The following is a 13,208-nucleotide window of genomic DNA, read 5'->3' on the forward strand; positions in this document are numbered from 1 at the left end:
ATGCCGGCCCGGTAGGCGCGTATGATGAGTTCGGGGGTGATGTCGAGGTCGAAGGGATATTGGCGGCGTGACATGGTGCAACTCCGGAACTACCCGGTTTTAGCATTTGACGCCAATCTGGGCCATGCGCGTTTGCGCGCAGGGGCGCCCAATGGGTTCCGTCGTCACGCCAGGGTGACTAGTTACCCGAAGCGATTGTGCATCTCGGCATCGATTTCTGCCAAGGTCATGCCCGCACTGATGGGTGAGCCGGCGGACCGCATCTGCACGTGCGGCCAGTCCTTGAAACTGTGCCAGAAGCCGCCGGCATCCAGCCCCATGTCTTTGGCAAAGCTCGCATAGATCCGGTAGCCGTTGATGCCGTCGGCTTTCGTGCTGGCGGACCACTCAGCCGAGCCATTCAGGCTCCAGAAGCAGTCGACAGCTTCGCCCCATTGGTGCCAGCTCAGGCCGGGCAGCGCATTGGTGACATGGGGGACGTGCTGGGGGCCGACGCCGTCGAGGACGCTGGCCAGGAAGTTGGCCTTTGCGCTGGTCAATTTCTTGATGGCTGCGGTAATTTCCTGGATGGCGCGCGACTGCCGCCAGAGCTTCGCCTGGGCTTCAAGCGTGCGCAGCCCGTAATAGGGTCGCATGTCCACCCCGACTGCAACCAGATTGCCGAGCAGGTCCTCCATCTTGGATCGGAATGCCGGATCAAGGCCGTCCAACGCAATTGCCATATTGTCCCCCTATAGGGCCAGCCGCATGATGGGCCATGCTGGCGCGGCGCGCAAGATGGACGGTAATGAAACGCCTGCTGGCGGTGTAGTCAGGGATACAACCTATTTGCGGGGAAGCCGCCTGGAGCGATGGGGTGCGGTAGGGCAAAGAAAAGGGACGCAGTGCGCCCCTTTGCATCAGACCTTGTTATCGTCCAGATATTTTTCCAGCCAGTGAATGTCATAATTGCCCGACAGAATGTCGGGCTCCTTGATCAGGCGCTGGAACAGCGGCAGCGTCGTCTTGATGCCGTCGATGACGAACTCATCAATGGCGCGGCGCAGGCGCTGCAGGCATTCGTCGCGGGTACGGCCATAGACGATCAGCTTGCCAATCAGCGAGTCGTAATAGGGCGGGATCTTGTAGCCCTGATAGACCGCCGAATCGACACGCACGCCAACACCACCGGCAGGATGGTAGAAGGTGATCGTTCCCGGTGACGGCGCAAAGGTCTGCGGGTCTTCGGCATTGATGCGCACTTCGATGGCATGGCCGACAAACTTCACCTCGTCCTGCGTCATCGACAGCTTCTCGCCTGAGGCGACACGGATCTGTTCATAGACAATGTCGATGCCGGTGATGCGCTCGGTGACGGGATGCTCCACCTGCAGGCGGGTGTTCATCTCGATGAAGTAGAACTTGCCGTTCTCGTAGAGAAATTCGACGGTGCCGGCGCCGGCATATTTCAGCTTGCGCATGGCAACGGCGCAGATTTCGCCGATTTCGTCGCGTTCCTTGGGGCTGATAGTGGGGCCCCCAGCCTCTTCCCAGACCTTCTGGTTGCGGCGCTGCAGCGAGCAGTCGCGGACGCCCAGATGCACGGCATTGCCCTGACCGTCACCGAGGATCTGCACCTCGATGTGGCGCGGCTTGCCGAGATATTTTTCCATATAGACCGAGCCATTGCCAAAGGCAGCAGCTGCCTCGGCGCGGGCCGTCGACCAGGCCGTCAGCACGTCCTTTTCCGAATTTGCCAGCTTCATGCCGCGACCACCGCCACCAGCGGTTGCCTTGATCAGCACGGGATAGCCAATTTCCTTGGCCATGCGCTTGGCGTCAGCTTCGGTCTCAACGGCGTCGGGCGAACCCGGAACCACCGGAATGCCAAGCTCCACGGCGGTCTTCTTGGCCGTTATCTTGTCGCCCATGATGTCGATATGGTGCGAGGAGGGACCGATGAAGGTCACCTTGTGCTCGGTCAGAATTTTGGCGAAGCGCGCATTCTCGGACAGGAAGCCGTAGCCGGGATGCACGGCGTCAGCGCCGGTGATCTCGATGGCGGCCATGATCGAGGGAATGTTGAGATAGCTGTCTTTGGCCGACGGTGGCCCGATGCAGACGCTTTCGTCAGCAAGGCGCACATGCATGGCGTTGGCATCGGCGGTGGAATGTACGGCTACGGTCTGGATGCCGAGTTCCTTGCAGGCACGCAGGATGCGCAGAGCGATTTCGCCGCGATTGGCGATCAGGACCTTCTGGAACATGGGGCTCCCCTTACTCGATGACGACGAGTGGCTCGCCGTATTCGACCGGCTGGGCATCCTCGAACAGGATACGCGTAACGGTGCCCGAGCGATGTGCGGGGATCTGGTTCATGGTTTTCATGGCTTCGATGATCAGCAGGGTCTGGCCTTCACTCACCTTGGAGCCGACGGCAACAAAGGCGGCCTTGCCGGGTTCGGGCGAACTGTAGGCGGTGCCGACCATGGGGGAGGTCAGGGTGCCCGGGTTGGAAGCCAGGTCTTCCGCACTGGCAGGAGCGGCTGCAGCAACCGAGCCGGCTGGTGCAATCGAGGTCGGCGCTGCTGATGGGGCAGGCGCATAGTGCTGCGGCGCAGCGTAGGTCACGCCTTCATTGGGATAAGAGCGGGTGACCCGGACCCGGAAATCCTCCTGCTCGATCTCTATCTCCACGAGATCTTCCTTGTTCAGCAGCTCGGCGATGGCTTGGATCAGGTCCTGATCCACTTGCGATGACTTGGTCATTCTTGTCGGTCTCCCGCGCATTGCGCGTTGATCGTTATTTGAGTTTTTCGGCGAGCGCTATCAGCGCCATTCTATACCCGGTGACCCCGAAGCCGCAAATGACGCCATAGGCGATCGCCGACACATAGGAATGGTGTCGATATGCTTCGCGCTGGTGAATATTGGTCAGATGCACCTCGGCGACGGGCAAGCCCACCGCCTTGAGCGCATCGGGGATGGCCACCGAGGTGTGGGAATAGGCTGCCGGGTTGATGAGAATCGCGTCGGCGGTGGTGCGAGCCTCCTGAATCCAGGTGACCATCTCGCCTTCGTGATTGGATTGGCGGAAGTCAATGCTCAGGCCCAGCTCACTGCCGGCCTGCTGGCAAAGTGTTTCGACATCGGCGAGCGTGTCAGCGCCATAGATGCCCGGCTCGCGCGTGCCGAGCAGGTTGAGGTTCGGGCCATTGAGGACGAGAACGCGCTTTACCATGATGTCAGCCTTGTGCACCGGGTGTTCGTATCCAAGCAAGCGCGGTTACACGAAATGCACTGAAAAGCAAAGCACCGGTGAATGAAGATGCTCAGCTATCGCACAGGCTCTGGCCGCAGGCGCGCATATTGGCGATGCGCTGACGCAGTTCTTCAATGCCAATGGCGCCGGGGATCACCTCATTGCCGATGATGTAGGTCGGCGTGCCGGTGATATTGAGCGCCTTGGCAATTTCATAGGAGGTCTGGATGGTCTTGGAGACGCTGTCTTTGCCCATGTCGAGTTCCAGGCTGACCGGGCTGAGGCCAAGATCGGCCGCGGCCGCCAGAGCCACCTGCTTGTCGACCTTGCCGCGACTGGTGAACAGGGCCTCGTGGAAGCTCCAGTAGTCGGCGTCAGCCTCTCCAACCAGAACAGCGACGCGGGCTGCGTCGATGGATTCGTTGGAAAGGATGGGAAATTCTTTCAGGATTACGCGCAGATCGGGGTCTTCGGCCAGCAGAGTAGCCAGATCGGGCAAGGCCGAGCGGCAATAGCCGCAATTGTAGTCGAAGAACTCCACAAGGGTCACATCGCCATCAGGATTGCCGACCACGATCTGGCCTGGATCGTTGAAAATGGCCTCCTGCATGGAGGCAATCGCGACGGTGGCCTGCTCTCGCTCTTCGGCGCGGAGCGTGGAGTCGAGTGCCACCGACATGCGCTGAAGAATCTTGGGGTCATTCATCAGGAACGATTCGATCTGCGCGTTGATCGCCTCGGGCGTAATTGCCGCAACATCCTGCGCCGGGGCGGCTGCCATGGCTGCGCTGCGCTCGGTGTCATAGGCACTGATCGCGTCATCAATCATCGCTTGCACGGCCACATTGTCGGTGTGCGGCGCCGGCGGCACCAAGGTGGCATATCCGAGGCCGCCAGCAAGGATGCCTGTGAGAGCGACAAGAGCGATAGTGACGCGTGACATGGGGGCTGGAACTCCGGTCCTGAACAATGCCTGCCTTCTAGCAGAGCTGGAACATAATTAGCAGGGAAGAGTGAACACGAGCTTGGCACTGCCATCAATTGTTGTTGAGAGGCAGGGCGGTTCCCGATAGGCCGGGATATGCCAAGGAGTGACCATGACCGATATTGCTGCCGATGGGTTGATGCCGTTCCATGCCATGGAAATCCTCAAGCGGGCCAAGGCCATGGAGGCGAGCGGGCGCAGCGTCTGCCATCTCGAACTGGGCGAACCGGCGTCGCCGCCGGCGCCGCGGGTGCTTGAGGCGGTCCGCCAGGCGTTGCCGCTGGCGCAGGGCTATACCAATGCCAAGGGGCTGGATGAGTTGCGGGCTGGCCTGGTGGGCTATTATCAGGACCAGCATGGGGTGGCGGTGGATGCAGAGGCAATCATTTGCACCACCGGGTCATCCGCTGGCTTCATTCTGGCCTTTCATACCGCATTCCGGCCAGGCGCGCGTATCGCCATTACCCGGCCGGGCTATCCGGCCTATGTCAACACGCTGCTCGGATTGGGGTTCGAGATCTCGGAAATCCCGCTCTCGGTGGGCAATGGCTGGCGCCTGACAGGCGCTGATATTGCCGCCGCCCATGCCAGGGAGCCATTTGCCGGCTTGCTGTTTGCCAGCCCGGCCAATCCGACCGGCGCTGCACTGGACCGGGCTGGGTTGGCCGACATTGTCGCCACCTGCGAGCGGTTGGGCATCGTGTTGATTTCCGATGAGATCTACCACGGGCTGGATTATCGCGCGCCATCGATCAGCGCGCTGGAACTGACGGACAACGCGATCATCATCAACAGCTTTTCGAAATACTATTGCATGACCGGTTGGCGCATAGGCTGGATGGTGCTGCCTGCCAAAATGGTGCGGCGGGCCGAGATTTTGCAGCAGAACCTGTTCATATCGGCGCCGACCCTAAGCCAGATTGCGGCCAATGTGGCGCTGGGGGAACGCGATTATGCGGAAGCGCGAAAAGCCGAATATGCAACCAATCGGTTACTGCTCGACGCAGGACTGCGCGAGCTGGGGTTTGATGTTGGTGCGGCTGCGGACGGGGCGTTTTATGCCTATGTTGGGATTTCGAGATTTTCCAATGACTCGATGGCGTTCTGCATGCGGATGCTGGAGCAGGCTGGCGTCGCCATGACCCCAGGCATTGATTTCGATCGGGTCGGCGGGCAAGGCTATGTGCGGCTGTCCTATGCCGGCAAGAGTGAAACGGTTCAATTGGCTCTTGAGCGCATGGGCGGCTTGTTGCGTTAGCGCAAGATGAATACCGGGCCGCAGGACGGCGCGCCGGACTAAACAATAATTCACCTGTGATGTGCTAGGCTGGGCCCGCGGTTAGACGAGGAGGTCGAGCCATGGCCACCCAGGTGGCTGATCCAGATGTGCTGGCGCATAGCGTGGCCATCGTGGCTGCCAATAACGAGCGCGATGGCGAGGCGCTGATGCGGCTTGCCGAGCGGCTGCGGTTCGGCGAAGTCATCGCCTACTCGCCGTTGTTGAAGCCTGCCCCATTCGCGCACCGGCTGGTATTCTTCCTGGTTCATTTCGATTTCCCGCCTACTGACAAGACGCAACTGCTCAATCACCTGCGCCATTCCGGTTCGGTCAGCCTGTGCTACGCCCCTGTGGTCGCCTTCCTGCGTGACGCTTCGGTCGATGAGGTCCGGGCGAGCATTGAAATGGGCTTTGACGACGTCATCAACGTGCCTGCCGAGGGGGCAAGCATCGCCACGCGGCTGGCCGCCCAGATCGGGCGGGAGCACGTGTATATCGAGACGCGGAATTATCTGGGCCCCGATCGGTTTCGCATGGACGATCCGGCGCGCGGTCGGGCGGCCGAACCCCATGCGCAGCTGGCCATTCTGCGGACGGTGGAGAATGGCGTAAATATCGTTCGCCGCGAGGAAATCGGCAAGCGCGGTTGAGGGCGGGGTCGACAAACAAATACTGGCGGCGTTTACGCCGCCAGTTGCACCGGCAGTCAGCGCGGTTTTGGCGGTGGGCTGAAAACACGCAGGCGGTGGCCGTCGGGGTCAGCAGCCACAAAGGTGAAACCAAAATCCATGGACGTAGGTGGCTGCAAAATCGTGGCTTTGCCCTGCCACTGCGTGTGGGTGGCGCGCACATCGGTTTCACTGGCCTCGCTGAAGGTGATTTCCACCCCACCGGCGGGCAGTGGTGCCGGGTTGATCTCACTGGCGATCCACAGGCCCAGCTTGATGCCATTGGGCAGTACATAGAGTACAAAGCCAGGAGAATTCTCCACCGGCTCAACCCCCAGCAGGGCGGTATAGAACGCCGCGCTGGCAGCGGGGTCAGCGACGGCAAGGATAATGTAGTTGAGGGTGCGCATGGTCATCTCCGTGTTGATGAACCGTAATTAGCGCGTCGGGCTGTCAGTTTTCGGCAGTGGTGATCATGTCGGAGGCGCAATGCCATTATCGGCGCGCCACTGCTTGAGCAGGACCGCGCGCCGCTGCGGGTAGCGCTCGGCGATAGGATGGAGTGCCGTGATGCGATCAATGCGGAAGTGGCGATAGGCCTGACGCATTTCGCACCAGGCGGCGACGATCCGCGCCGCATCGAAAAAGCCGATCATGAACGGCCAGATAGTGCGTTCTGACTCGGTGCCATCGGGTCCGCGATAGGTAATGGCGAGCTTGTGTTCGTGACGAATGGCGAGGCGAATCTGGCTTGCGTCAACGCTGGACGGCGTTGTCACTCCACGGGCCACCAGCAGATTGGTGGCCTCGATACGGTGCCTCAGCTCGGCCGGCAGCACGGCGGCAATCTTGGCCAGCGCCTGATTGGCCGATTGGCTGAGGCGGCTATCGTCGGCCTTGGCCGCGACCCAGCGCGAGCCCAGCACGATCGCCTCGATTTCGTCTGCGGAGAACATCAGGGGCGGCAGGGTAAAGCCGGGGCGCAGCACATAACCCAGGCCCGGCTCGCCTGCCACGTCAGCGCCTTGTGCCTGAAGCGTGGCGATGTCGCGATAAAGCGTGCGAATCGAAATGCCCAGCGCACTGGCGAGATCATTGCCGCTCACCGGGGTTGAACGATTGCGGAGCAGTTGCAGCAGGTCGAGCAGGCGAGCGGTCCGTGACATTGGCGCTCCAAAGCAATGAAGGCGGCCCGAGGGCCGCCTTCTGAATATCTAGCCGAGGCCGAGGCGGCGCTGCCACCAGCCGGCTTTCTTCTTGGGCTCGGCCTCTTCGGATTTCTCCGCTTTGGCCTTGGGTGCGCTGGAGGAGACCACGATGCCTTCGGCGGGGAGCTCCTTTTTCACGCGGCGCGATTTCGGCGCATCTTCCGCCGCCGGTGATGCTCCGCTCGCAGCAGCAGGCTTGGGCGCAGGTGCTGTCTGAGCAACGCTGACGACCGGTGCTGCGGCTTCCGCGGCCGCCTCAGGAGCTTTGGGCTTGCGGGCCCGTGGCTTGCGTTTGGGCTTCTCGTCGGCAGCCTCTTCTGGTGCTGCCTCGGCGGCGGCCTCGACCGGTGCGGCCTCAGCTTTTGCGGCCGGCGCCGTCTCAGGACCGGTGGGTTCGGTACCAGCTGCCGGCTTGCGGCGGCGGGTTCGCTTGGGCTTTTCTGCCGGCTCCTCGGTAGCATCCTCGGCGATTGGGGCCGGAGCGGCAACCTCGTCCTGGACCAGCAAGGTGTCGGCAATGGCGTCGACCGTGTCGGGTGTCAGCTCGGTGTCGGCAGTAGCGGGGAGTTGTTCGCCACCCTCTTCGCCATCGCGACGGTTGCGACGGCCACCGCGGCGGCCGCGGCGGCGGCGCTTGCGCGTCTCGCCATCGGCGCCTTCATTGTTGGCATGAACGCCGCTCTCGTCACTGTCTTCACCATCGCCTTCGGCATCAGTGTCGACAGTGGCAGCCGCGTCTTCATCAGCAACCGGTGCGGCTCGCTGCTGAGGCGGACGCTGGCCGTTTTCGTCACCCCGATCGGCACCGCCACGGCGACGACGACGGCGACGGCGGGTGCGGCCTTCGCCATCGCTGGCGTCGGCGTTGGAAGCGAGCTTCTCTCCGGCTTCCTCGTCCTCGAGTTCGACCTCGTCAACGATATCATCGTCGCCATCGTCTTCAATGATGGCGCTGTCGACCCGGACATGGTCGGCATTGCGCTGTTCGGCATAGGCGGTGACGCGGACGTCGCCCTTTTCGATGGCGAACTGGTGGCCAGTCATCTTGCCGTCGGCGGTGATGGTGATCGACAGCTGATTGCGGATTTCCAGCGTGGTCAGGGTTTCGCGCTTGAAGTTGAGAATGTAGAGGGCAACCTCGATGGGCCCCCGCACATTGATCGACTCGCCGGCGCGGCGCAGTACGTGATCCTCGAAGCTGCGCAAGATCAACAGAGCGAGCGACTCGACCGAACGCACCAGCCCCGTGCCGTCGCACATCGGGCATTTGTGGGTTGAGCTTTCGACCACGCCAAAGCGGATGCGCTGGCGGCTCATTTCCATCAGGCCGAAATGGCTGATGCGGCCAACCTGGATGCGGGCGCGATCGTCCTTGAGGCAATCCTTGAGCTTGCGCTCGACGGCCCGGTTGGAGCGGTTTTCCGTCATGTCGATGAAATCGATGACGATCAGGCCGGCCAGATCGCGCAGGCGCAGTTGGCGGGCCACCTCATCGGCGGCTTCCAGATTGGTCTGGAGCGCGGTGTCCTCGATATTGTGCTCCTTGGTGGAGCGGCCCGAGTTCACGTCGATCGAAACCAGCGCTTCAGTCGGGTTGATGACGATGTAGCCGCCCGAGGGCAGGGTCACCGTGGGCGAGAACATGGAGTCGAGCTGGGCTTCAATGCCGTATTTGGAGAATAGCGGCTGATCATCCTTGTAGAGCTGCACGTTTTTGGCGTGGCTCGGCATGATCATGCGCATGAAGTCCTTGGCTTCGTTGTAGGCGGCTTCGCCGGCAACAAAAACCTCGTCGATCTCCTTGTTGTAGAGATCGCGAATGGTCCGCTTGATCAGGGAGCCTTCCTCATAGACCAGGCATGGTGCCTGGCTTTTGAGCGTGAGCTCGCGCACGCTTTCCCACAGCCGCATCAGATATTCGAAGTCGCGCTTGACCTCGGCCTTGGTGCGCGAGGCGCCAGCGGTGCGCAGGATGACGCCCATGCCCTGGGGCACTTCAAGATCGGAGGTGATCTCCTTGAGGCGCTTGCGGTCGGCCGCGTTTGTAATCTTGCGAGAGATTCCGCCGCCACGGGCGGTATTGGGCATCAGTACGGAATAGCGGCCGGCCAGCGACAGATAGGTGGTCAGAGCCGCGCCCTTATTGCCGCGCTCTTCCTTGACCACCTGTACCAGCATGACCTGGCGGCGCTTGATGACTTCCTGGATCTTGTAGTGCTTGCGTGACTGGCTCTGGCGGCGACGCTCAGGCACTTCCTCAAGTGCGTCCGCGCCACCGATCGATTCGACGGGCTCGGAATTGGCTGGCGCCTGCTCGATGTTGCTGTGGTCTTCAGTGTCCTGTGGATCAGCGTCCGCGTCGGGTTCGTTCACGCCCTCGGGCAGCGAAATATCGTCGTTGTCCTCGGCGTGCTCTTCTTCCTCGTCGCGTAGCAGCGCTTCGCGGTCGGCAATGGGGATCTGGTAATAGTCGGGGTGAATTTCGCTGAAAGCCAGAAAGCCGTGGCGGTTGCCGCCATATTCGACAAACGCGGCCTGCAGGGACGGCTCAACGCGCGTCACCTTGGCGAGATAGATATTACCCCGCAACTGGCGGCGGGTCGCCGATTCAAAGTCGAATTCCTCGAGCCGGTTACCTGCAGTAACGACGATCCGTGTTTCTTCCGGGTGGATGGCATCCACCAGCATTCTTTTGGTAGCCATAATGAACTCCGCGCGCTCGCGCGCCGACAAGAGGGTGCCGGAGAACCGGGATCCTTCTGGTAGCGCAGTGCGAGGCGAATGGTTTGGGGGGTGGTGCGCGCAGAAGCTCTGCCTGGTGCGCGCCAGTATGAATGGTCATGGCCGAAAGTTGCAGCGTGGCAAAGCGGCAATCGTCTTGTTCGATCGCGTCGCGTGTTGTCCGCCTGCGGGCCATCTGACCTCTTCCTATTGGGTTGCCCGCATCCGAGGATGGCCGACAACCGTCCGGCCCTGATGGGGCCGAAATTCGTATAAAAGCGCAAGAAATGCCGCATCCAAACCAGGATCAGGAGGGGTCTCTTCGCCTCTTGTCCCGATCACTTCCCGCTCCGTCATTGTTAGCTTGAAGCCACAAAAACGAGTGTACCGAGAAGCTTGCGCTTCATCCTTAGCGTGTAGGGATGTCGCGGCCAAATGGCAACAGGAAACTCCACAGGCCAGCATTGCCGGCAAATTTGGGCGCATTGTCGTCGCCATGTTGGCCAGATCGGCAAATCATCGCATAAGTGCGGCAGGTGCCGTCGAATCGCCTGAAATGGGTGAAATGGGCGACGCTGACGAGTGAGGGGTCCGATCTGCGCGTGTTCAAACCTGTTCGCACATTGTTGTTACCGCTGCTGATCTGTCTGGCGTCGCTGATGACCGGGGCGACTGGGCAAGACGCTGCAGCGCCAGAAGTGGCGTCCGTCGGCCTGCCCAATGTGATGGATGCGCGGGTGACGCAAACCCGGGACCGGGCGCGGCTGGTAATCGATCTCGCTGACAAGACAGAATTCGCCCTGGTGTCGCTGAGCGAACCGGACCGGCTGGCAATTGATGTGCGTGCCGCCACCTCCACTGTGCCAGAACCCAATGTCGAGGTCACCGATGAAGGGGTGATTGCCCAGTACCAGTTGGAACAGGCTGGCCCTGACCGGGTGCGGACCACGCTGATGCTGTCCGCGCCGGCACAGGTGCAACAGGCCTATGTGCTGGCGGCGTTCGAGGATCAGCCGGCGCGTCTGGTGGTCGATATCATTCCCGCCACTGCCGAGGAATTTGCGGCCAATGTGGCCAAGGATTTTGAAGCGTCGGGGGCAGCGGTACCGGTGGCGGACGCCTCGACTCCGGCGGGCGGCTCCGAACTACCGATTGCGACACGGCCCCTTGTGGTGATCGATCCGGGCCATGGCGGCATCGATAGCGGCGCCGAAGCACCCGGTGGCATCAAGGAAAAGGACATTGTGCTGGCCTTCGCCCTCAAGCTGCAGCAATTGCTGATCGCTTCGGGACGGTTCGACGTGGCATTGACGCGCGAAGACGACAGCTATTTGCGGCTGGAAGAGCGCGTGGCATTGGCCCGGGCCAACAAGGCCGACATTTTCCTGTCCATCCATGCCGACAGCTTCCAGCAGCCCGAAATTCGTGGCGCCAGCGTCTATACGCGCGATGAGAATGCCACCGATGTGCTGGACAAGGTGCTGGCGGATTCCGAGAACAAGAGCGACGTGATTGCCGGCTTTGCGATGCCGCGAATGGCGCCCGAGGTGGTCGATATCCTGCTTGATCTGATGCGCCGCGAAATGCGGCATCAGTCCTACACGCTGGCGCGTTCCATCGTGCATCAGCTCGAACCGAGTGTGGCGCTGCGGCGGTTTCCGGTGCGACAGGCCGATTTCTTTGTGTTGCAGGCCCCCGATGTGCCGTCCGTTCTGGTGGAGCTGGGCTTTTTGTCCAATGCGGACGATATGGCCAATCTGCTGCAGGGCGACTGGCAGGGGCGGACCGCCGATGCCTTGGCGCGCGGGATATCAACCTATTTTGATGGCCTGGGGGCTGACGAGTGATGTGACAAATCGGTCACCGCCGCCGGCAAGCGGTGCCGTGGCGGAAAGCTAGCGGGCTTTTGATCCACTTTGCGACGCGTCTCTGCTATGATTCTGCCAACGAAACCGGTGCCCCGCGGGCGGCACTGCATTGACCATCAAGCGTCCCTGGCTTTACGAGGCAGCGCTGCGGAGAGATTGAATAAATGCTGCGCTTGATCGGCTGGCTGTTCGGCTTTGGTATGTTTATGGCCCTGCTGGCTGTGGGCGCCGGTGCCTATTATCTCACGACGGTGTCCTCCCAGTTGCCCGACTACACGGTGCTCAAGGACTACCAACCGCCTGTTACCACGCGCGTGCATGCCGCTGACGGGACGCTGCTGGCCGAGTTTGCCCGCGAACGGCGACTGTTTCAGCCGATCGAGACGGTGCCGCCCTTGCTGATCGAGGCATTTCTGTCAGCAGAAGACAAGGATTTCTATGGTCACGGCGGTATCGCCATTGATGGGGTGTTCCGCGCGGCGCGCGACAATCTGATGGCTCGGCTGGATGGCAATAATGCGATTCAGGGCGGCGGCTCCTCGATTACCCAGCAGGTGGCCAAGAACTTCCTGCTCACAGCCGACCAGACCTGGGACCGCAAGCTTCAGGAAGCGCTGCTGGCGATCCGTATTGAATCCACGTTTTCCAAGGACCGTATCCTTGAGCTCTATCTCAATGAGATATTTCTCGGGCTGAACTCGTACGGGGTCGCGGCGGCGGCGCTGAACTATTTCGACAAGGCGCTATATCAGCTGACGCTGAGTGAAGCGGCCTATGTTGCGGCGCTGCCCAAGGGGCCCAACAACTACCATCCCTTCCGCCGGCCGCAGGCGGCCATTGAGCGGCGCAACTGGGTTATCGATCGCATGATCGAGAATGGTTATGTCACAGCGGAGCAGGGGGCTTCGGCTAAGGCAGAGCCACTCAACGTTATTCCACGCTCGGGTGGCAGCCAGCTTTATTCCGCCGAATATTTCACCGAGGAAGTGCGGCGCGAACTGGCCACGCTTTATGGCGAAGATCAGTTGTATGGCGGCGGGCTGTCGGTGCGCACGACGCTGGAGCCCAAACTTCAGGAATATGCCCGCCGGGCGTTGATGGACGGGTTGATAGCCTATGATCACGGCAAGGGTTTTCGCGAGCCGGTAGCCAGTATCGCGCTGGGGCCCGATTGGGGCGTTGATGTCAGCAAGATCATACCGCTGAACGACGTGCCCGAGTGGCAGTTGGCGGTCGTG

12 protein-coding genes are annotated in these 13,208 nt (G+C 61.3%); 4 read left to right on the plus strand and 8 right to left on the minus strand.

The annotated features are described in order from the left end of the window. Window positions 1-182: 182 nt before the first annotated feature. The 5 genes from Q8O80_RS14610 to Q8O80_RS14630 form a co-directional block, all read right to left on the minus strand. Window positions 183-722: a M15 family metallopeptidase gene (locus Q8O80_RS14610; protein ID WP_305580502.1), complete on the minus strand. Its 540-nt coding sequence runs from the start codon at window positions 720-722 to the stop codon at window positions 183-185. 177 nt (window positions 723-899) lie between these two features. Continuing rightward, the gene (gene accC, locus Q8O80_RS14615) at window positions 900-2,246 is read right to left on the minus strand and encodes an acetyl-CoA carboxylase biotin carboxylase subunit (protein WP_305580504.1); all 1,347 of its coding nucleotides are present in this window, start codon (window positions 2,244-2,246) and stop codon (window positions 900-902) included. A 10-nt stretch (window positions 2,247-2,256) separates the two neighbouring features. Further along, entirely contained in the window at window positions 2,257-2,748 is a 492-nt protein-coding gene (gene accB / locus Q8O80_RS14620) for an acetyl-CoA carboxylase biotin carboxyl carrier protein (RefSeq protein WP_305580506.1), read from the minus strand. 34 nt (window positions 2,749-2,782) lie between these two features. Next, a complete protein-coding gene (aroQ, locus tag Q8O80_RS14625; protein WP_305580508.1) occupies window positions 2,783-3,220 on the minus strand; it encodes a type II 3-dehydroquinate dehydratase in 438 nt (145 codons plus the stop codon). A 91-nt stretch (window positions 3,221-3,311) separates the two neighbouring features. Next, window positions 3,312-4,184 carry a DsbA family protein gene (locus tag Q8O80_RS14630; RefSeq protein WP_305580510.1) on the minus strand — a complete coding sequence of 291 codons (873 nt, stop codon included), beginning with the start codon at window positions 4,182-4,184 and terminating at the stop codon, window positions 3,312-3,314. 154 nt (window positions 4,185-4,338) lie between these two features. Between Q8O80_RS14630 and Q8O80_RS14635 the strand changes: the two genes are divergently transcribed. Further along, window positions 4,339-5,484 carry a pyridoxal phosphate-dependent aminotransferase gene (locus tag Q8O80_RS14635; protein WP_305580512.1) on the plus strand — a complete coding sequence of 382 codons (1,146 nt, stop codon included), beginning with the start codon at window positions 4,339-4,341 and terminating at the stop codon, window positions 5,482-5,484. Window positions 5,485-5,585: 101 nt separating this feature from the next. Then, the gene (locus tag Q8O80_RS14640; protein ID WP_305580514.1) at window positions 5,586-6,155 is read left to right on the plus strand and encodes a hypothetical protein; all 570 of its coding nucleotides are present in this window, start codon (window positions 5,586-5,588) and stop codon (window positions 6,153-6,155) included. A gap of 56 nt (window positions 6,156-6,211) precedes the next feature. Here the strand turns inward: Q8O80_RS14640 and Q8O80_RS14645 are convergent, their stop codons facing one another. The 3 genes from Q8O80_RS14645 to Q8O80_RS14655 form a co-directional block, all read right to left on the minus strand. Beyond that, window positions 6,212-6,583: a VOC family protein gene (locus tag Q8O80_RS14645; RefSeq protein ID WP_305580516.1), complete on the minus strand. Its 372-nt coding sequence runs from the start codon at window positions 6,581-6,583 to the stop codon at window positions 6,212-6,214. A 63-nt stretch (window positions 6,584-6,646) separates the two neighbouring features. Continuing rightward, the gene (locus tag Q8O80_RS14650; RefSeq protein ID WP_305580518.1) at window positions 6,647-7,339 is read right to left on the minus strand and encodes a YafY family protein; all 693 of its coding nucleotides are present in this window, start codon (window positions 7,337-7,339) and stop codon (window positions 6,647-6,649) included. A gap of 48 nt (window positions 7,340-7,387) precedes the next feature. After that, entirely contained in the window at window positions 7,388-10,084 is a 2,697-nt protein-coding gene (locus Q8O80_RS14655) for a ribonuclease E/G (protein ID WP_305580520.1), read from the minus strand. A 554-nt stretch (window positions 10,085-10,638) separates the two neighbouring features. Between Q8O80_RS14655 and Q8O80_RS14660 the strand changes: the two genes are divergently transcribed. Both Q8O80_RS14660 and Q8O80_RS14665 read left to right on the plus strand, forming a co-directional pair. Then, window positions 10,639-11,949, plus strand: coding sequence for an N-acetylmuramoyl-L-alanine amidase (locus Q8O80_RS14660; RefSeq protein WP_305580522.1), 1,311 nt, complete (start codon window positions 10,639-10,641; stop codon window positions 11,947-11,949). A gap of 185 nt (window positions 11,950-12,134) precedes the next feature. Further along, on the plus strand, window positions 12,135-13,208 hold a 1,074-nt coding region (locus Q8O80_RS14665), incomplete at its 3' end, for a transglycosylase domain-containing protein (RefSeq protein WP_305580524.1).

It is taken from the genome of Devosia sp., assembly GCF_030689745.1.
GTDB classification, from domain to species: domain Bacteria; phylum Pseudomonadota; class Alphaproteobacteria; order Rhizobiales; family Devosiaceae; genus Devosia; species Devosia alba.

Excerpts from the sequence above, each read along its gene's own strand:
- Q8O80_RS14610 (WP_305580502.1), bottom strand. The coding sequence starts at position 722 with ATGGCAATTGCGTTGGACGGCCTTGATCCGGCATTCCGATCCAAGATG.
- accC (WP_305580504.1), bottom strand. The coding sequence starts at position 2,246 with ATGTTCCAGAAGGTCCTGATCGCCAATCGCGGCGAAATCGCTCTGCGC.
- accB (WP_305580506.1), bottom strand. The coding sequence starts at position 2,748 with ATGACCAAGTCATCGCAAGTGGATCAGGACCTGATCCAAGCCATCGCC.
- aroQ (WP_305580508.1), bottom strand. The coding sequence starts at position 3,220 with ATGGTAAAGCGCGTTCTCGTCCTCAATGGCCCGAACCTCAACCTGCTC.
- Q8O80_RS14630 (WP_305580510.1), bottom strand. The coding sequence starts at position 4,184 with ATGTCACGCGTCACTATCGCTCTTGTCGCTCTCACAGGCATCCTTGCT.
- Q8O80_RS14635 (WP_305580512.1), top strand. The coding sequence starts at position 4,339 with ATGACCGATATTGCTGCCGATGGGTTGATGCCGTTCCATGCCATGGAA.
- Q8O80_RS14640 (WP_305580514.1), top strand. The coding sequence starts at position 5,586 with ATGGCCACCCAGGTGGCTGATCCAGATGTGCTGGCGCATAGCGTGGCC.
- Q8O80_RS14645 (WP_305580516.1), bottom strand. The coding sequence starts at position 6,583 with ATGCGCACCCTCAACTACATTATCCTTGCCGTCGCTGACCCCGCTGCC.
- Q8O80_RS14650 (WP_305580518.1), bottom strand. The coding sequence starts at position 7,339 with ATGTCACGGACCGCTCGCCTGCTCGACCTGCTGCAACTGCTCCGCAAT.
- Q8O80_RS14655 (WP_305580520.1), bottom strand. The coding sequence starts at position 10,084 with ATGGCTACCAAAAGAATGCTGGTGGATGCCATCCACCCGGAAGAAACA.